Source organism: Lacticaseibacillus zeae subsp. silagei (assembly GCF_030770335.1).
In the GTDB taxonomy this organism is placed as follows: Bacteria; Bacillota; Bacilli; order Lactobacillales; family Lactobacillaceae; genus Lacticaseibacillus; species Lacticaseibacillus zeae.
The window spans coordinates 1,345,755-1,365,721 of the sequence record NZ_CP132484.1 but is presented as its reverse complement, the minus strand read 5'-3'; the positions used below and the strand labels follow the sequence as shown (position 1 = coordinate 1,365,721).

The 19,967-nt window shown below is 48.0% G+C and carries 10 protein-coding genes, 1 tRNA gene and 1 pseudogene; 2 read left to right on the top strand and 10 right to left on the bottom strand.

What is annotated here, in order from left to right:
- Nucleotides 1-47: 47 nt before the first annotated feature.
- The 3 genes and pseudogenes from proC to LACZS1_RS06485 form a co-directional block, all read right to left on the bottom strand.
- Nucleotides 48-845 (bottom strand): pyrroline-5-carboxylate reductase, encoded by a 798-nt coding sequence (gene proC, locus LACZS1_RS06495; RefSeq protein WP_070650545.1) that lies wholly within the window; start codon nucleotides 843-845, stop codon nucleotides 48-50.
- Between the two features lie 2 nt (nucleotides 846-847).
- Nucleotides 848-2,829, bottom strand: a pseudogene (locus LACZS1_RS06490) (S9 family peptidase).
- A 175-nt stretch (nucleotides 2,830-3,004) separates the two neighbouring features.
- The gene (locus LACZS1_RS06485) at nucleotides 3,005-9,238 is read right to left on the bottom strand and encodes a DUF1542 domain-containing protein (RefSeq protein ID WP_083311561.1); all 6,234 of its coding nucleotides are present in this window, start codon (nucleotides 9,236-9,238) and stop codon (nucleotides 3,005-3,007) included.
- A gap of 275 nt (nucleotides 9,239-9,513) precedes the next feature.
- On the opposite strand from LACZS1_RS06485, the gene LACZS1_RS06480 reads away from it, so the two are divergent.
- On the top strand, nucleotides 9,514-11,004 hold the full coding sequence (locus LACZS1_RS06480) for an AcpB/EbpR/MafR family transcriptional regulator (protein ID WP_070650546.1): 1,491 nt from the start codon (nucleotides 9,514-9,516) through the stop codon (nucleotides 11,002-11,004).
- 190 nt (nucleotides 11,005-11,194) lie between these two features.
- Here LACZS1_RS06480 and LACZS1_RS06475 read toward each other — a convergent pair.
- From LACZS1_RS06475 to LACZS1_RS06450, 6 genes are all read right to left on the bottom strand, one after another.
- Nucleotides 11,195-11,275: transfer RNA gene (locus tag LACZS1_RS06475), tRNA-Tyr, on the bottom strand.
- A gap of 103 nt (nucleotides 11,276-11,378) precedes the next feature.
- A complete protein-coding gene (locus tag LACZS1_RS06470) occupies nucleotides 11,379-12,212 on the bottom strand; it encodes a metallophosphoesterase (protein WP_070650547.1) in 834 nt (277 codons plus the stop codon).
- 47 nt (nucleotides 12,213-12,259) lie between these two features.
- Nucleotides 12,260-13,726 carry a peptide MFS transporter gene (locus tag LACZS1_RS06465; RefSeq protein WP_070650548.1) on the bottom strand — a complete coding sequence of 489 codons (1,467 nt, stop codon included), beginning with the start codon at nucleotides 13,724-13,726 and terminating at the stop codon, nucleotides 12,260-12,262.
- Between the two features lie 248 nt (nucleotides 13,727-13,974).
- Nucleotides 13,975-16,293, bottom strand: a complete 2,319-nt coding sequence (locus LACZS1_RS06460) for an ABC transporter ATP-binding protein/permease (protein ID WP_070650549.1) — start codon at nucleotides 16,291-16,293, stop codon at nucleotides 13,975-13,977.
- Nucleotides 16,294-16,505: 212 nt separating this feature from the next.
- Nucleotides 16,506-16,880 (bottom strand): hypothetical protein, encoded by a 375-nt coding sequence (locus tag LACZS1_RS06455; protein ID WP_010487585.1) that lies wholly within the window; start codon nucleotides 16,878-16,880, stop codon nucleotides 16,506-16,508.
- Between the two features lie 50 nt (nucleotides 16,881-16,930).
- Nucleotides 16,931-17,353, bottom strand: a complete 423-nt coding sequence (locus LACZS1_RS06450) for a hypothetical protein (RefSeq protein WP_047107617.1) — start codon at nucleotides 17,351-17,353, stop codon at nucleotides 16,931-16,933.
- Nucleotides 17,354-17,926: 573 nt separating this feature from the next.
- Here LACZS1_RS06450 and LACZS1_RS06445 point away from each other — a divergent pair.
- Entirely contained in the window at nucleotides 17,927-19,357 is a 1,431-nt protein-coding gene (locus LACZS1_RS06445) for an MFS transporter (protein ID WP_070650550.1), read from the top strand.
- 150 nt (nucleotides 19,358-19,507) lie between these two features.
- On the opposite strand, the gene LACZS1_RS06440 is transcribed toward LACZS1_RS06445, so the two are convergent.
- Nucleotides 19,508-19,825 (bottom strand): thioredoxin domain-containing protein, encoded by a 318-nt coding sequence (locus tag LACZS1_RS06440; protein WP_070650551.1) that lies wholly within the window; start codon nucleotides 19,823-19,825, stop codon nucleotides 19,508-19,510.
- Nucleotides 19,826-19,967 lie beyond the last annotated feature (142 nt).

The window sequence follows — 19,967 nt, the reverse complement described above, 5'->3', positions numbered from 1 at the left end:
AGTTGCAAGGTGGCCTACCTCCTATTTACAGGAAGTTTAATTATTTTTCATCCCTGCCGATCTTTGGCAATCGTCGCATCGACGCCTTTGACCACAGCGGATATCAGCCCGGCTTCTTCCATGGCCAACAATCCGGCAACAGTGGTACCACCCGGGCTGGATACCTGATCGATCAAGTCAAACGGTGATTGGGTACTTGCCAGAACATTTTTAGCACTGCCCATGACGGCTTGAGCAGCAATAGCGGTTGATTCACTTTTTTCCAGGCCGTACTTGACACCGGCGCGGGCAAGACTGTCGATGAATAAGTAAACAAACGCCGGAGAAGACCCAGCCAATGCCACGAACGTTGAAAATTGGTCTTCCGGTAACGACATGGTTTTGCCTAAAACATTCAGCAAGTCCAAAAGGCCATCCAGTTGACCAGCTACCGCATCATTCGCGGCGTAAGCGATCATGCCGGCATTAATTGCGACGTTCACGTTTGGCATGATCCGTAAAATCGGTTGGTCATGATCGTTCAATGCTTCTTCTAACGCCGCCAGCGAAACGCCGGTTAACATTGAAATCACGGGTACATGCCGTTTCTTCAAGGTTGCCCCGATGGCACTTAAAATCGGTGCCCCCAGTTTCGGCGCGACCGCCAGAAAAACAACGTCTGAAACCGCGGCAACAGCCTGATTGCTGTCGACAGCTTTGATACCGACTTTGGCTGCGTATGGTTCATAATGCAGCGGATGGCCACCGTGAATAACGATGTCCGCCGGGTCAATGGCCTTTTTGGCTAGTAATCCGCTAATGATCGCCTGGGCCATGTTACCAGCACCGATAAATCCAATTGTCATCCTTATTCTCCTTTAGCTTTTTGCTTTGATTGGTGGGCATCAAACCAGTCCGTAATCGCGGTCAGACGTGCAACTCGCAAGTTAGGCAAGCCACTGCGGGATAAGTCATGGTTTGATTTCGGGAACCGCATGAATTTGGTTTCAACTCCATGCAGTTTCAACCCGATATAAAATTCTTCACCTTGGCCGATCGGACACCGTTGATCGTCTTCACTGTGCATCACCAGCGTTGGCGTTTTGGCAAAATCGATATGTGCCAATGGTGAGAAGTCCCACAGTCCTTGCACATCCGACAGATCACCGCTCCACTTGCCTTCCAGTTCCCAAGGCGTGAAGTAATACCCGATGTCGCTGGTGCCATACATACTTAACCAGTTAGCAATCGAACGTTGGGTACGGGAGCTTTAAAGCGATGTGTGTGCGTCACGATCCAGTTAGTCATAAAGCCGCCATACGACCCTCCGGCAACAAATAAGCGTTCGGGATCAATGGTCGTATCCAGTTTCAAGGCCTCATCAACCGCAGTCAGGCAATCTTGATAGTCATCTTGGCCGTAGTGTTTAATCACCGCTGCCGTAAATGCCTCACCATAACCTAATCCGCCCCGCGGGTTGGGACAGATAACGCCATATCCCTTGGCAGCCAGATATTGCATTTCATGAAAGAAGGTATACCCATAACCAACTGCTGGGCCGCCATGCACATATAAAATGGCCGGATGCGATGCGGCTGCTTTTTGCGGTGGGAAATACCAACCCTCAATTTCAAAACCAGCACGATTGAAATTAAAAGTCAGTGGCGTAACCAACCCAAGCGTGCGCGTAACCTGCCGATTTGGGTCATATAAAACCGTTTCCTCTTCGGAGGCCAGATCAAAGTACACTAATCGACTCGGAATGGTCATCGTGCTTTCAGTGAACACGACGCCACGGTGATCAGGTGTCAAGGCAAAATCCGTCACGTGCCGTCGACCATCAATCAACGGCGTCAAGCGCTCATCCGGTCCACCAGCGTATAGGCTCGTCTTCCCGTGGTCAAAACCAATCGTCAAATAATAATCGGCTGTGACAAAATCGGCCACTTTGCCTGACAGGTCCTGCTGAAAGTCACCATTAACATAGCCCGGAATGTCAAAATCAACGTCATCAGCAACATCCTGCAGTTTTTGGCTCGCTAAATCGTAATGCCATAAGTGCCCTTGCGACACATTAGGTAAATGGTTGTCAGAACCATGCAGCAGCAATTGTTGCGAATCCGCTGAAAAGGCGGCTGGGGTTAACGCCGCTTGCGGCAAATGCTCATTCACCATCGTCACCTGCTGACTGGTTAAATCGAGCAAATAAGCGGCTTGGCTAAAGTCGTTGGGATCATCCGGTAACCGTTCCGCGGCAAACGCAATTTTCAGACCGTCCGGCGCGATCGCACCAATTTGGAAGTCATGCTGGCGCTGCATCACGATATGGCTAGTTTTTTGGCGTCGTTGCTGCACCCGCAATTCGTAAGTCACGTTTTCCGGCAACAAGCCAACACCATTGAGTTTGTACTGCGCGCGCGTGACCGTCACCGGCTGCGGCTTTTTGGCATCTTCCTGTGATAGCTTCTTTTTGGCGCCAATCGTTGTTTGAAGAAAAACAGCCTTGCTATCAGGTCGCCAAACGAAATCCGTTACGTCCTCTTTTTCAGCCGTCAACTGGTGGGCCACGCCGCCATCAACTGCTTGCAGGAAGACCTGCGTTGTTTTGTCTGCAGCTTGACTCAGAAACGCCAACCATCGCTGATCGGGGCTTAGTTTAGGATGCCGGTCGTGTTTTTGGTCAGTCCCATAAACGGTCATCTGGCCACGCGAATTCACAAAACAAAGCCGCTGATAATAGGCATTGTCCGCTTCCGAAATCCGGTTTTCCTGAACAAAATAGCCCCGATTTGTTGCAATTGGATACGATAACGATACCAATTTGAAAAGATCCATCGCTTTTATTGCCATGCAATCACACCCTTCATTGTCTTGCTTTAAGCGTAGCGGTTGGGCTATACCGTGTCAAACTACTGGACCGGTGAAATTAAAAAACAGCCGAGATGTGTTGGCATCTCGGCTGCGAGTGATAAAAGTTAGTAATCGTTGGCACATCACCCGACACCTGCTTAGTTGGCCTAAACGTTTAGTGCGAGCGCTTCTTCCGGGTAAAGAACAAACTGGAACCTAAGCTTAACAAGCCACCTAAAATCACCATCAATAGTGACTGCTGCTCACCGGTTTTAGGAAAATGATCCTGATTGGCGGCAGGTTTGGCCTTGGATTTAGCTTTAGTCGCAGGGGCCGCTTTACCAGCTTGATATTGTGCATCAATGGCTTTAATACCATTGTCTTTCGCCTGCTCAATGAGATCTGCACTGCCGGCTGCGTCGATTGCCTGTTTGGCTTTCGTTGCTTGCGTTGTGACGGCCTGTTTTTGCGCGGCTTTTTGGGCATCGCTCAACAAGTGATCACGAGCAATCTGAGCCATCACTTTAGCGGCTTCGGCGTCAATTGCTTGCTTGGCTTCGGTTTGGCGAGTTGCGATGGCTATGGCTGACTGATGTTGAGCATCAATCGCTTTAATCCCGTCAGTTTTAGCTTGATCCACAGCATCGGCATGCCCAGCTGCATCAATCGCTTGCTTGGCCTTAACTGCTTGCTCTGTCACAGCTTGTTTCTGAGTGATTTTTTGCGCATCGTTCAAGGTCTCATCCTGATCAATAGCTGCAACAACGTTCGTGGTTTCTACATCAATTGCTTGTTTTGCCTCAGCCTTGCGAACCGCGACCGCTGCACCTGACTGATGTTGGTCATCAATTGATTTGATACCGGCAATCTTGGCTTGATCAACGCCATCGGCATGCCCAGCTGCATCAATCGCTTGCTTAGCTTTATCCGCTTGCGCTGCGACTGCTTTTTTCTGGGCAGTCTTTTGTGCACCCGTCAATGTGGCATCCTGATCGATCGCTGTAGTGACATTTGCAGCCTCCACATCAATTGCTTTTTTAGCCTCGGCCTTGCGAAGCGTGATCGCCGCGCCTGACTGGTGTTGAGCATCAATGGTCTTGATACCTTCAGTTTTGGCGTTTGTAACAGCTTCGATGTTTTGGGCATCGTCAATCGCCTGTTTAGCCTTGACCGCTTCAGCAATGACCGCTGCCTTCTGTTGCTTTTTGGCAGCTGCAGTCAACGTTGCGTCTTGATCAATTTCATGCTGAACTTTCGCGGCTTCGGCATCGATCGCCTTTTTGTTGTCCGCTTTGCTACGATCCATTGCCTGACCGGATACATGTTGCGCACCGATTGCCTGAATGCCGGCATTCTTTGTCTGATCAACGCTGTCGGCATCCTGTGCCGCGTCAACAGCTGCTTTGGCTTTGGCGGCTTTATCAGCAACCGCTTGACGTTGCGCTGTTTTTTCAGCGGTAGTTAATGTCGCATCCTGATCAATTGCTTGCGTCACTTTGGCAGCTTCCGCATCGACAGCGACTTTAGCGTCATCTTTGCGGGTTGCCAAGTCGTTGCCAGCTTGATGAGTCGCATCGATCATCTTGAGGTTCTGGTTTACCGCTTGATCCACACCATCGGCATCCTGCGCTTGATCAATCACCGCTTTAACTTTAGCAGCCGCATCAGTCGCCGCCTGTTTCTGCTTAGCCTTTTCAGTAGTGGTGAGCGTTACATCACGATTAATGCTGTCAATGATTTGTGCAACATGGTCATCAATCGCCTTTTTTGCTTCATTTTTGCGCGTTGCAACCGCTGTTCCTGGTTGATGTTGCCCATCGATTGCTTGAATCCCAGCTGTTGTGGCTTGATCGGCCGCATCGGCGTCAGTTGCGGCGTCGATGTTTTGCTTGGCCTTGGCTGCTTCGGACGCCACTGCCTGTTTCTGAACAGCTTTCTGAGTGCCGGTCAGCGTTGCATCTTGATCAATGCTTGCCGTCACCTTGGCAGCTGCCGTATCAACAGCGGTTTTATGCGCTTCTTTGTGGGTCGTTAAATCAATGCCGGACTGATGCTGATCATCAATGGTTTTAATGCCTTGCGCCACTACCTGATTAATCTGATCAACATCTTTGGCTTGTTCAATCTTTTTCTTGGCCTTGGAGACTTCGGCAGCGACGGCCTGTTTCTGCACTGCCTTTTCCGCGCTGGTCAACGTCACATCCTGATCAATCGTCTGGGTGACTTTAGCGGCTTCAGCATCAATCGCCTTTTCGGCAACTTTCTTGTGCGCCTTTAAAGTGGCATCTGCTTGATGTTGTTCATCAATGTGCTTAATGCCGTGGGTTTTGGCATTATTGACCTTATCGGCATCGGTTGCAGCACCAATTGCTTTTTTCTCTTTTACCTCCTTGTCTTTAACGGCGCGTTTTTGCATCGCCTTTTTAGTACTTGTCAAGGTAACGTCTCGCTCAATCGCGTTGATAACTTTAATTGCTTCGTCGTCAATCGCTTTTTCGGCTGCGGTTTTTCGTGTCGCCAAATCAGTGCCGGCGTGGTGCTGGTCATCAATGGCCTTGATTCCGGCGGCTTGTGCCTGATCAACCGCATCCGCATCTAAGGCGCCGTCGATATTATTTTTCGCCTTGACTGCTTCATCCGCAACCGCCTGTTTTTGCGCCGCCTTTTGGTCAGTCGTCAACGTGACATCCTGATCAATGGCCTGCTCAACCTTGCCAGCTTCAGCATCAATGGTTTGTTTGGCGGCGTCCTTCCGAGTAGCCAAAAGGGTGCCGGATTGGTGAACGCCATCAATCGCCTTCACACCATCAGATGTCGCCTGGTTAACGCCATCAATATCTTGCGCCTGAGTGATCTCAGCTTTAGCCGCAGCCGCTTTATCAGCTATGGTTTGTTTTTGCGTTGCTTTTTCGCCGCTGGTTAACGTCACATCTTGATTAATCGTATCCAGTTCCAAAACAGCTTCAGCATCAATGGCTTTTTGCGCTTCGGCTTGGCGAGTTGCTAAATCGGTACCGGATTGATGCTGATCATCAATTGCACGGATACCGTCGACTTGCGCTTGTTCAACCTCGTCGGCATCTCGAGCACCATCAATGATCGCTTTGGCTTTAGCAGCCTCATCTGCAACGTCTTGCTTTTGCGCCTGTTTTCCGGCGGCAGTCAAGGTGTTGTCTTGATCAATATCACCAGCTACTTTAGCGGCTTCGGCATCAATGGCTTGCTTCGCACCATCTTTGCGCGTTGCAAGTGCAGTACCGATTTGATGCTGATCGGCGATGGCTTTGTTTCCGTCTGCAATCGCCTGGTCAACTGCATCAGCACTTTGCGCACCGTCAATGGCCTGTTTAGCCTTATCCAGTGCCGCCGCGACTGCCTGCTTTTGCGTATCCTTTTCAGCCTTCGTCAACGTCACATCGTGGTCAATCGCATCCACAATCTTACCGGCTTCACTGGCGATCGCTTTTTTCGCGTCGGCGCGCCGATTTGCGAGGGCCAGACCGGAACGATGTTGATCTGCGATAGCGTTGGTGCCGTCTGCCTTCGCTTGATCAACCGCATCTGCACTCTGAGTAGCGTCAATCGCTGTTTTGGCTTTGGCTGCTTCATCGGCTACCGCCTGCTTTTGTGCTTTCTTTACAGCAGCCGTTAACGTCGCATCGCCATCAATATCATGACTGATTTTAACGGCTTGCGCATCAATGGCTTGCTTAGCGTCGGTTTTACGGACGTCTAAAGCGATTCCTGGTTGGTATTGCGCGTTAATGTGCTGAACGCCGTCGTTTTGACTCTGATCAACCGCATCAGCGTCCTTAGCCGCGTCAATGACAGCCTTAGCTTTGGTCGCTTCATCGGTAACTGCCTGTTTTTGAGTCGTCTTTTCAGCGTTCGTCAATGTGGCATCTTGATCAATCGCCGCAACTACTTTAGCAGCTGCAGTATCAATCACCTGTTTGACCGTTGCTTTGCGGGTATCCAAAAGTGCACCAGGCTGGTGAGCCGCAGCAACTGCTTTAATGCCGTCAGCTTTAGCTTGGTCTACCGCATCGGCATCATTAGCCGCGTCAATAGCAGCCTTGGCTTTCGTCGCCTCATCGGCTGCGGCTTGTTTTTGCGTTGCTTTTTCCGCGGCGGTTAATGTGACATCTTGGTCAATCGCCTGCTGAGTTTGACTAGCTTCAGCATCAATTGCCTTTTTGGCTTCGGCTTTGCGCGTGTCCAAAAGTGTGCCAGATTGATGAACGTCATCAACGGCTTTGATGCCAGTCGCTTCAGCTTGATTGACGCCATCGACATCCTGCGCTTTGAGAATCGTGTCTTTGGCTGCCGCTGCTTTGTCAGTCACGGCCTGCTTTTGGGCGGTTTTTTCATTGCTCGTCAACGTCACATCTTGGTCAATGGCATCCGCTTCTAATACGGCTTCGGCATCAATGGCTTTTTGCGCTTCCGCCTTGCGAACAGCCAAATCCGTACCGGCTTGGTGCTGGTCATCAACGGCTCGAATACCATCAGTTTGCGTTTTGATCACGCTGTCAGCATTTTGAGCCGCGTCGATCGCCGCTTTGACCTTGGTAGCTTCATCGGCAACGGCTTGTTTTTGCGTTTGTTTGTCTGTAGCCGTCAAAGTGACATCTTGGTCAATATCACCGGTCACTTTAGCAGCTTCAGCATCGATTGCTTGCTTGGCAGTTGCTTTTTGCTTGTTTAGCGCCACCCCTAATTGATGCTGGCCATCAATGGCTTTGATCCCATCAGCCTGTTTCTGCTTCACTTCATCGGCATTTTGTGCCTGGTCAATCGCTGTTTTGGCTTTGGCAGTCGCATCAACAACTGCCTGTTTTTGGGCCTTCTTTTCGGCTGCCGTTAATGTCGGATCCTGGTCAATCGCAGTAGTGATTTTGGCTGCTTCAGCATCAATTGCCTTTTTGGCGGTATCTTGCCGAGTCGGCAGCGCAACGCCAGCTTGGTGCTGAGCATCAATTGCCTTAATCCCATCCGCTTTAGCCTGATTCAGATGATCCATATCCTGCACTTTGTCAACGGCAGCTTTGGCACTGTCTGCCGCCTTAGCAACTGCTTGTTTTTGGCTTTGCTTTTCCGCAGCCGTCAACGTGGCATCCTGATCAATGGCAGCGGTGACTTTCTTAGCTTCAGCATCAAGTGCTTGCTTAGCCTGCTCTTTTTGCTTATCAAAATCAGCGCCTGATTGATGTTGAACGTCGATAGCCTTGATTCCATCCGTTTTAGCCTGATTAATAGCTTCAATCGTCTGCGCCTGATCAATCGCGGCTTTGGCTTTCGTTACTTCATCGGCCGTTGCTTGCTTTTGCGCGGTTTTTTCCGCGGTCGTCAGAGTATGATCCTGATCAATGGCTGCAGTGACTTTCGCAGCTTCGGCATCAATGGCCTTTTTCGCATCATCTCTGCGAACATCCAAGGCGGTACCTGGCTTGTGTTGCGCGTCAATGGTCGCAATCCCGGCAGCCTTTGCTTGCTGAACGCCAGTATCGTCTTGTGCTTGATCAACAACAGTCTTGGCTTTTGTGGTTTCAGCGGTCACGGCATCTTTTTGCTTCGCCTTTTCGCTGGCAGTTAATGTCGGATCGCTGTCGATTTTGGCATTAACAGCAGCAGCCTCGCCGTCAAGATCATCTTTTGCCTGTTCCTTGTGCGCACCTGTCACCACTTGCGGTAAAACCTTGGCAAAATCATCGTCAACTTTGACTTGATCGATCTTTTTCTTAGCCTCGGCTTGAACGGCCTTGGAGTCAGTGGCCACGTCGGCGACAGCTTTTTTCTTCATCGCTTCAAGCAGCTTGGCGTTGAGCGCCGGACCGAAGTCTTTGTATTCGAGAACTCGGGTTGAGTTCCAGGCAGGACGTACCGGTGTTTTATTGTTTACCCGACTGCTTTCCATCTGGACCGCAATCCAGTCATTAGGCGTGATTTTATGCGCCTGCATATAGATCACGGCATCGGCAGTACCACCTACTCGGGTTTTAACGTCCCACTGATGCGTAAACTGATGTGTCAAGGGATCCATGTGATTAATAACCGCTGTATCTAAACCGTCCGGCGAGATCACAACTCGTTTGACTTTGCCTTCCAGTTCGTCATTGAATGAGTATGAAAATTTCAGATAACGATCGAGTCCACCCGCAATGTTCTTCGATCCGAATCGAATCGGAATCTTAAACGTATCCGTTTTTTGATCGTACACAATCGTATCATTGCTGTAGCCAAACGTGAGGCTCTTGACCACTTCGTCAAATGCATAGCCGTGGTCCCCTCCGAGGTAGACGTTGCCGACCTGTGGCTTCACGGCCGCCTGCACCACAATTGTGGAATCCCAAAGGCCAATTGTGACAATGCCAGTTGCCAAAAAGAATGTTAATGTTCCTTTTTTCAATTTATTGTCGCTCCCCCTCTTGCTAACCCCCAAAACAGCACGCATTTAAAATGGTTGCCCATTATTAAAATATTAATATCATTTATCATCTTTCAATTGTCAATGCGTGACTGTTGAAATAAATCTCTCCGTGTTGCTATAATTCATAACGATTTAAATGTCGTTAATGCAGCACGCAAATTAGTATAAGTAAATCGTTGGGTGGTATCAGGTCAAATGTTGCCTAACGTTAGGCAACATTTGAGAAATTAACAAACATCAAGGGGGTAAGGGTTATGGAGGAACTGCTAGAGAATAGTTTGCTGAAGCACTATTACATTATTAGTTTTTTGTTGAACAAAGACTGGATGACCATTGACCGTTTAGCCCAAGAAATCAAAATTCCTGCGCGGACCATCCGACAAGATATCGGGAATATCAATCAATACATTGCCCCGGCTAAAATCGAAAGCAGTCAACGTTTCGGCATCCGACTCACTTACGACGCATCACACAATCCGCTTTATATCTACGCTGCTATTTATCGGCAGTCAACCCGCTTCTTGATCCTTGAAGAACTTTTTCTACACCGCTTTTCATCGATGACCCAATTAGCCGAGGAACTGTTCATCAGTGAGTCAACCTTAAAACGACACGTACTGGCTATTAACCAAGTATTGGAACATGAAGGCTTTAGAATTGATACGCAAACGTTGGATATTGTCGGCGATGAAAAGAAAATTCATTTTTTCTATTACTGCTATTTTCTGGAAAGATACTGGTTCATTGATGCCTTTTTGTCTCAAGATGAATTACAGCTTATTGATGAGATCATTGCCGACTTTTCTACACATTTCCCAGTTTTGAAATCGCCAAGATATCAGTCGTTTTCGTTTTTAAACAAACTGCGAACGACCGTTTTTATCTGTCTCACCCGCAATAGTCGCGGCCACACTTTCAAAGATGCCAGTTTGGTGAAGGAAAATGACACGTTTTCGCCTGAGTTACGGCAAAAGATTACGCGAATTTATAGGATTAATTGCTCTTCGTTTGTCTTTTCACATTTGTTTTATCTCTTCTTCAATTCACGCAACGCCCTGACTTACCAGGATCTCCTGGTTAAAGCCCGCCATAATCCAGTGATTCATTCGATTTATCAAGCACTGTCGCACTTTCTTGATGTGACGGCTGCATCGCGAAAACTGAAACTGGCTAATCGCGATTTGGTGCTGCTGCGGCTGTATAATGCCATTGAGTACACTTGGGGACCGACCAAGATTCTGTATAATCCGGATGAGGCGTTCTTCATGAATATGAACAAATTTGAGCAGACGTTCATTAAACAAACCAAAGAAACGTTAATCGCCATTTTGCGCGCCGAAAAAATCTGGAAGCAAATTGACGAGGCGTTGATCACCCGCCTGCTTTTCATCTTGGTCACGTCTTGGGACAACTTGACCATTCAATTAGAAGAAAAAGCGCCGAAAGTCCGAACCGGTCTCTTCTTCAATACAAGTTTTGAGCACAGCCAATTTTTATTGCAGGAATTAAGCTATCACATGCGTTCAAGCTTGAAACCCGAGTTGATGCACGTTAATACGCTCGCCAAATTAAAAGCTGCCGCCCCGCATTTTGATATGATTATCACCAATCTGCCGCTGCTGAATCTACCAAATTGTTATATTGTTTCAATTCAGCCGCATCCCACCCCTGAAGATTTCGACAACATCCTATCCGTTTACAACAAAATTATTAGTGCCAAAACCGTTAAAACGTCTGCCTCTTAACCATTGCGCTAAACCTATTGTCAATTTCGACCGGCTTTATTCATTGCTTACAAACTGAAATCATCAATCTTTCTTTAACCACAGATTGGGTCATAAAGACTCACAATTGCATCAAAAAAGCCGCCAGACGCAGATCGCGTTAAGCGGCTTTTTCATGTCGGCAGTAAAACTAAGCACTGCGCTTAAAAAGTGGAGGAGATAGGATTCGAACCTATGAACCCGAAGGAGCGGATTTACAGTCCGCCGCGTTTAGCCTCTTCGCTACTCCTCCATGTGTTGGCAAATAACCGACTCAAATAGTGTACAAAAACAGGTTATAAAAAGCAACCATTTCAGGCAGTTTTTATAACCCGTTTTGCATGTCATTGAGGATTTCAGAATTTAGCCAGTGTCGGCACATGTAGCGTCACCAAAGTGTTTCGCCACTCCGTCAGCCAGTCATGACTTTCCCATTCAAACAAGCGCTTCAGACCATACCCCAGCGGCTGATGGTAATAGGCTGTTTTGCCCAATAACTTAGGTGCATCGCGAAAGTGTTCATGACCAAATGCCACCGCATCAACCTGGCCTGTCAACAGTTCGCCAAGCTTGGCTGAGCCCATCAACGCCGTCGCCATTTGCCACGCCGGCCGATCCACCGCATAGACCATGGCACCGCGAATCGGCACAAAATGCGTTACATAAATCATTTGCCGCCCTTGATTAGCATCAATTGCTGCTTGGGTTGTCTGTAAAACCCGCCGCATTCGCTCAGCGTCACTCAGCGGTGAATCAATCGCACTATCGATCCAAAAAGCGCGTTTCCACTGGGCATAAGCTGCATCCGTTTTCGTCTTTCCCAACTGGCCAAGCGAATAATCATACCAGCCATTGTTGCCAATGATCACGGCATTGGTGGACGGAATCGGTAACACCTTTTCGTGTAAATAAAGTGGATCAACATCTGACTGAATTTCGGCATAGCTGGCACCTTTGACCATGTCGTGATTGCCGGCCAAAAACCGCACGATAACCTGATCGCCAAGTTCACGCTGCAAAGCGCGGTAGTAATCCAGCGTTTTGGTGAAATCATTGTACGTATCGCCGGCATTAACATAAATCCGATATCCGTGGTCAACCAAATAGGCTGCCTGGTACTTCAGCATCTCAAAGCCATCGACATGGTTCACATCAAAATGATTATCGACACTGATTGCAACTTTTACCATGAGGACACTTCCTGTTAGCGACTAACGCAAAAGCGAGTCTGACGCCATTAATTGACCCCTTGCATGAGCTTCTCGATGCGCGGCGTGTAGAAGGCTAAGATGATCGCAAATGCCACTGAAACCAGCCCGACGATCGCGAAGTAAGCCACTTCATGACTCGGTGTGTAAAACCGCACAATTTGCGCATTGACCGCCTGCGCCGACGCATCAGCCAAAAACCACATACTCATCATTTGGGATGAATAAGCTTTTGGTGCCAGCTTAGTCGTCACCGAAAGTCCGACCGGTGAAATCAACATTTCGCCGATTTCAACAATGGCCCAGCTCATCACCAGCCACAAAGGCGAAACCTTGGCGCTACTGCCAAACAACATCACCGGAATGACCATCCACAGATAAGACGCTCCGGCAAAAATCAGCCCTAAATAAAACTTTTTCGGAGATGTTGGCTGGCGCTTGCCGAGCTTCATCCACAGCCAGGCAAACAACGGGCCGTAAAGCAAAATGAACAATGGATTCAGAGTCTGAAAATTCCCGGGAAGGATTTTGAAGAAACCGAAATCTAGTTTCGTCTGCTGTGCAGCAAACAGTGCCAACACAACCGATCCCTGTTCTTCGATGGCCCAGAAAATCATCGCCGCCAAAAATAGCGGGATATAGGCAATGACCCGTGAGCGCTCGGTTTTGGTCACCTTTTTGCTGCGAATCATCAAAATGAAGTACCAAACCGGCAAGCCGATCGCAACAACCGTGATAAGAGTAATCACGTTGGCAATCGTCAACGCTTTGAAGCCAGCCATGACTGCCAAAATGACGCCAACAATGACCACGGCCCCAACGACACGCAACACCAATGGCCGTACATCTTCCGATTTTAACGGATCCGGGGCGACATTGTCAGTAGGATTAATATACTTACGGCCATCAACCACGTAAAAGATCAAGCCGATGAACATCCCGATAGCAGCCAACGAGAAGCCAGCGTGGAAATTGACTTTATCAGCCATCCATGGGACAAAAATCGGCGCAATCAACGAGCCAAAGTTAATCCCCATAACGAAAATGCTGAACCCGGAATCGCGCCGTAAGTCCTCTTCAGGATAAAGGCTACCGACCATCTCGGAGACGTTGGGCTTAAGCAACCCCGTGCCCAAAACAATCAAAACAATCGAGCCAAAAAGCCCAATCGAGCCAATTGGGATGGACAAAACGATGTGCCCCAGCATAATCAGCACACCGCCCCAAAAGACGGTACGCCGGGAGCCGAGCAACCGGTCACTGATGAAACCGCCGATTGTGGAACTCAAATAAACCAATGACCCGTAAATCGACATAATCGACAAGGCAGTCGGTTGATCAAAACCTAAGCCGCCCTTTTCCACTGAATAGTACATGTAGTAGATCAGGATAGCCCGCATGCCATAGTAACTGAACCGCTCCCAGAATTCGGTCATCGACAGCGTTAATAGCCCACGGGGATGACCCATAAACGTGCGGCCCTCTGAATTATTCAATTGAAATACATCCTCTCGCTAGAAAAATAATCCTCCTAGCTGCTCTCATGACACTTCCCTCAAAATGCCAATCAATGAATCTTCATTATAATAGTTACGCCCGCCCAAAACAAATTTATGCAACTTTACGTCTTGTGCAAATGTCAGCTTTCCGGACATAGGCCCAATTGGAAAACAAAAAGCAAACGCACCCATCGTTATTCGCAGGTTTGTTTGCTTTGACATTGAAGTCGTAGATGATGAACAGATTAATCAGCACGTAACGCGATCGCTGCATCCTTGTTCGCCGCCATGCGCGCTGGAATATGGCCGCCAAGAACCGTTAGAATCGTACTGATTAAGATCAGAATCACCGCGTGAATCGGATTCAGCTGCGCCACATTCGGCAACTGGGTCATGTTATATAAGATGACGTTGATCGGGAAGGTCAGGAGCCAGGCAATGATAATCCCTAGCACCCCGGAACTCACGCCGAGAATGATGGTCTCGGCATCAAAGACCCGCGTCACATCCTTGCGCCGCGCACCCAATGCCTTAAGCACCCCAATTTCCTTGGTTCGTTCCAGAACCGACGTATACGTCAGAATCGCAATCATAATCATCGAGGTCACCAGCGAAATCCCCGCAAAGGCGACCAAGACAATCGTAATTGCCGACATAATCCCACCGGTCATACTCGAAATCGTACCCGCCAAATCCGTGTAAATGACTTGATCGGCTTTTTTCTTGCCGTGGTTGAATTTATCCAGGTAGCTGAGAATCTTATCCTTATCTTTGAAACTCGTCGGATAAATCGTGATTTGCGTTGGCGTTTCTGAGCCGCCTAAACTGGTGATCAGCTGATCTTTAGTTGCATCGTCAATTTCCTGATTGGTGAAAATATTCACATCACTATTGCGTTGTGCTTTGACAACTGCAGAATCTTTATTCATCGCGACCAGATCTTTGGTTAACCGATCAGAGTAAGCAAATCCTTGGCTCAAAAGTCCGTCACTGGTCTTGGAACGCGTCCGGAGCACCCCGGTCACGGTTAGCTCGCGATTGCCGCTTTGTTGATAGGCATCCGCATAGTTCTTGGTCGGCACATAAACACTGCCACCAACATTTTGATAGTAGTGATCATTGGCAATGGCCTTTAGTTTTGTCCCTACAATATCGCTGAACTTAAGCTTCTGACCATTTTTAACTGAAAAGCCAAGGTTCTTCAACGCGTTAATATTCGTTGAATTGTCCCGATCAACAATCAAAATGACATCGCTGTCTTTCTTGGGATAACTTCCGGCAACGACTTCATAATTTTTCTTCAGATAACTGGTGCCGCCTTCGCGATCGACGGGATAAACCGATGAACTGACACTAGAAAAGCCGCGTTGTGATTGGTTATTTGTCGGTTTGGCTGTTGAAAATTGGACTGGCTTCACCTTCCCGTTGACGTCACGCAGTAAGTTCATTCCGGTGCCATACGTATAGCCAATGTTGTCGGTCAGGCGTTTGCTGATGCCATTCACATAATCAATATACTTTTGATTTAATTTGTTCGTGTGCTGCGCTTTGTCGCTAGCACTTTGCTTTGCCAGCACCGTTTTGGTCGTCTTAAACGTTGACGTCTTGGTATTATCTTGTGCCCCGGCCGTCAGATTGGTCGCGTTCGTTGAAATTGTGATGGGAAACTGGGCCAATGTTTCTGCTTGGGTATTATCAATTTGCTTTTGAAACCCGGATGAAAGCGCCAGGACGACCGCAATGCCAATGATCCCGATGCTGGAGGCAAACGCCGTTAGAAAAGTGCGGCCTTTTTTGGTCATAATGTTCGTAAAGGACAGCTTCAGGGCCGTCAAATAGCTCATTTTCGTCCGGCGCAGATCAAAATGACTGCCTTGTTCCTCCGCATCATACGGACGCGAATCGGACAGAATTTTACCGTCCTTGAACTCGATAATCCGCTGGGCATAATCGTGTGCCAGTTGCGGATTGTGTGTCACCATGATGACCAAACGCTCCCGCGACAAGTCAGCAATCAACTTCATGATTTCCTGACTGGTTTCGGTGTCCAAGGCACCAGTCGGCTCATCGGCCAACAAAATCGACGGTTCCGAGACAATCGCGCGAGCAATGGCCACCCGCTGCATCTGCCCACCGGAAAGCTGATTAGGCTGCTTGCTCATGTGCTCTTTTAGGCCAACTTTAACCAGCGCGGCCTCTGCCTTTTTGCGCCGTTCCTTGGCAGAAACGCCGCTCAACGTTAAGCCGAGTTCGACGTTTTCCAAAATGCTCAGGTGCATGATCAGGTTATAACTCTGAAAAATAAACCCGACAGAATTATTCCGATAAGCATCCCAATCAGATTCTTTGAAGTTTTGGGTGGACCGACCATGCAACAATAGATCGCCTGAATCGTAGCGATCAAGGCCGCCAATCACGTTCAGCAGCGTTGTTTTCCCGGAGCCGCTGGGGCCAAGAATGGCTACGAATTCCTGTTCACGAAACTGAACCGAAACATCATCGAGGGCCTTCGTGGTGTAGTCACCGGTTTGGTAATATTTTTTAATATGCTTTAGCTCTAGCAACGTTTGCTCCTCCTCTTGCTGTCTATGGCAAGGCGTTGAAATGAAATAACTTGCCATATCTTAGCATACTTAGCGGCTACTTGATAATCGGTCTAAAGCCTAAGACGTTGCCGATTTGTCAAAAAAGTCAGCTTTTAGAAGGCGGCGCCTGCGTAAATAAAAAGAACCTGCCTTAAAAAAGGAGGTCCTCCGATAGATCCTTGCCGATCAATTTAGGATGGCACACTGAGCAACGGTCGCCAATAAATCAAGTCCAAACTATGATCCGGATAAATGTAATAAGTAATGTTCAATTTGGAAAAAGGATTCGCCATTGCCATTAAATAGATCCGTTGCGGTGCGTGAGCCAATCCCGCAACAGAAACGAGAATATACTTGGCCATTTGTTCAAACAACGGTTGCGTCAAACCAGATGTTAGCTCAAAATCCAGATCCACATAAATAAGTTCTTTGGTTTGCCGCGTCAGCCTGATATGGTGAATCGGCATCCCCCCGAAATTACCTTCTCGGCTTAGTTCATCGACCATTTGTTTAATCTGGCGATGTTTAAACTGCGGGCGGGCAAACATCATGCGCCAAACTGCCAAGCACTCACCCCCTCTGCTTCAATTATGCCACATTGAAGCCGGGAAGCGGACTAAAAAATCGGATCAAGGATCTTGGAAAAGGCCGAATCGATCTGCGCACGAGCAGCTTGCTGCTCAGCCAACCCCGCATCGAAGCGTTCGTGATCGATTTGATCTGGGCCAATCGCCTGCAGGATGTCTAACACGCCACTGCGAATACCACGCAGGCCGTTGACCAACACGCGATGAAAGGCTGCATAATTGCACGGTGCAGCTTCAGCATCAACGCTGTCAACGAAACTGCAGAACTTAATCACATTCTTGGTGAAATACACACGCAACCGATCGAGACTTTCGCTGGCATAGCAATTGCCCTTCTCGATGTTCTTGCATGTGTGGACGTATTCTTTGAAAACTGTCTCAAAAACAAGGAGCCGTTCCAGATTCTGATTAATTACTTCAACATAACTAGGTGCATTGCTCGTCGCGTACATTTAAAAGTCCCTCCTAATCTTGTGCGTTCATCAACTTACACACTTAATTATACGTGTTAATGGCTTATAATCAATATAATTATTGACTAATATTTAAATACCTAACGTTATATAACCCGTTTAAAGGCCATTATTAGTGGACTTTGCATACATTACACCAGTCTGTGAAAACCCTTTTCTTTGACATTGTACGCAATGTATCTTTTTGTGAAAACTGAACTTATCAACGCGCAAGCCCCCTGTCTTGACATCCTGACTGCAACACGTCTTTTGTTGGCTAAGCGCTTCCATCAAAAATAAGATAACGAAAATATTTTTTAAATATTTTGAACTTATATTTCAATATTTCTCAACAATCGTGCAAATACTGGCTATAAAGATTCTTATTTCAACGTTGTTATAACTTATTTTATTTTAACGAAGGGAGTTAATAGCAAGTTTTCACAACATCACCTATAATCGAAGAGAGAGCATGATGCGGGCACTGCTTGAGGTTAAGCGCTTCATCGGTTGAGTGAAGCTTATCCCGTATGACGCGTCATGACCGTTATTCCTTTTTGGAGGGTGCAAACATTGAAAGACTATCCAAAGAACTACCCCCTTGATCCGCGTACTTTTTTTGGAATCAATACCATGGGGCTCATTAGCACAACGGCGTACTATCTTTATACGGCTGTCTTAATGATGTTTATTACCGATTATTCCGGGATTTATACAGGCGTCCCCGGTAAAGCGGCAGCTGTTGCAACGACCTTATTATTTGTGGGTCGGCTTTGGGATGCGGTGAATGATCTGTGGACAGGTTATGTAATCGATATTTCACCGCGAACCCGCTGGGGCAAGTTCAAGCCCTATGTACTGGCAGGCACTTTTTTTGCAGGCATCTTGGGCATGATGCTGTTTCACATTCCTCAAGGCATCAGTGATTTTGGCAAGGAAGTTTACCTTTATGTTGTCTATTTTCTGTTTATGCTTGCTTATACGATCATCGTCACCGTGCCGTTGACCAGTACGATGTCCGCAGATCAGGAAATTCGCTCCAAACTTATTTCATGGCCCCGAATTACCAGTAATGTTGTCGGTGTCGTATTTGCGTTCTTCATGGCCATTGCCACCTTTCTTGGAACTAAGAAGAGTCCCAATATCCCGCTGACGGTGGACGTGATCGTCATCCCCTTTTTGATCATTGCCTTGATCGGCGGCTTTATGGTCAAAGAAGGGCCGGTTGCTGAAGGAACCAAACCACCGAAACTGCGGGATATCGGCCGGATGGTGAAGATCAACAAGCCTTTTCGGGTCAACTTGTACTTTACTTTTGTCGGCGGCTTTGTCTGGGCCTTGCTCACCGCGACATCCCTGTACTACATCAAATACGCGTTTGGCGTGGCTAATCTAGGGATTCAGTCTATGTATTTTGGCTTGTTAACCTTGGTCACGTTGGTTGGTGGGACGTTCATCTCGCAAAAGGCCATGAAATATATGTCGGCACTTCGCGGGATTCAACTTTGCTATTTAGGCATGGCACCGTTCCTGCTCTTAATGTTCGCCATCAATGAGTTTCAGGTGATCCACAATCCTTGGCTGTTCTACACCCTGATTGGGATTGTCATGACGCTTGCTGGCGCGCAATTTGTTCCCGCTAACCTGATCATCATGGAGACGATGGATTATAATCGTCTCAAGCTGAATTCAGGGATGGAAGCTACCATCAATGCGGTCAACATGTTCTTACAGAAACTTCAATCCGGGCTGGCTACGATTGGCGTCGGCGCAGCACTCTTACTCGTCGGGTACAACGCGCAAACCCTTGAAAAAGCGACGCAGGTACCTGATAGTCTGCTTCAGAGTTTAGGCGTCGTGTTGTTTGGTTTACCGGCCATTTTCTCGTTTGTCGCCTATCTGTTGACCAAGCAATATCCGTTACAAGGCGAAGCCCGTACCAAAATGTATGCCGAACTCGCCGCCAAAACTGCTGCAGCCCAAAAGAAAGCCGCTCAGTCTTGAGCCAAAGTTGTTTCGAGCGGTTGTCGGCTGTATTTTAAAACGCCATCAAAAAGACGCTAGCGATCAAAGAGATTTGTCGCTAGCGTCTTTGGTGTATTTGCGGATTAACTCTCCCGCATTATTCGCCCGCGTGCATCGCCGGCATGTTGATTATCCTAGCCGATTAATCGCTGCCCAGCTTGCGAGAGCCTCGGGATGAAAACCATTCCAGGTGGCCAAAACATCGCCGGTTTCATCGTCGCGCACCCGCACAATCGGGAAGCGATCATAACCATCCTGCCGAAACTTCACAACTTTTTGCGCACTCCAAGCACGCTTGAGTAGATCGTCCGAATTGGGATCCACCAAATTCGTTTCACCACGGCGGTTGGTTGTGCGAAAATGCTGATGATGCGTCAACAGCCAACGTCGCGTCAACCGGCAAGCTTCGCAATGGGGCTTTTCGTAAACTACAAAATGAATTGCCATACGCATATCCTCCATAAATGGCCTAGTGCCGCTGTCATGCATTTGATACGAGGCGTATGTCCTGTCGTTTATACTATCCCCTATTTTAAGCGAGCGTGCAATGATGGAAATTGAGTTTACCTTTTGTGATGTCGCACCTCAA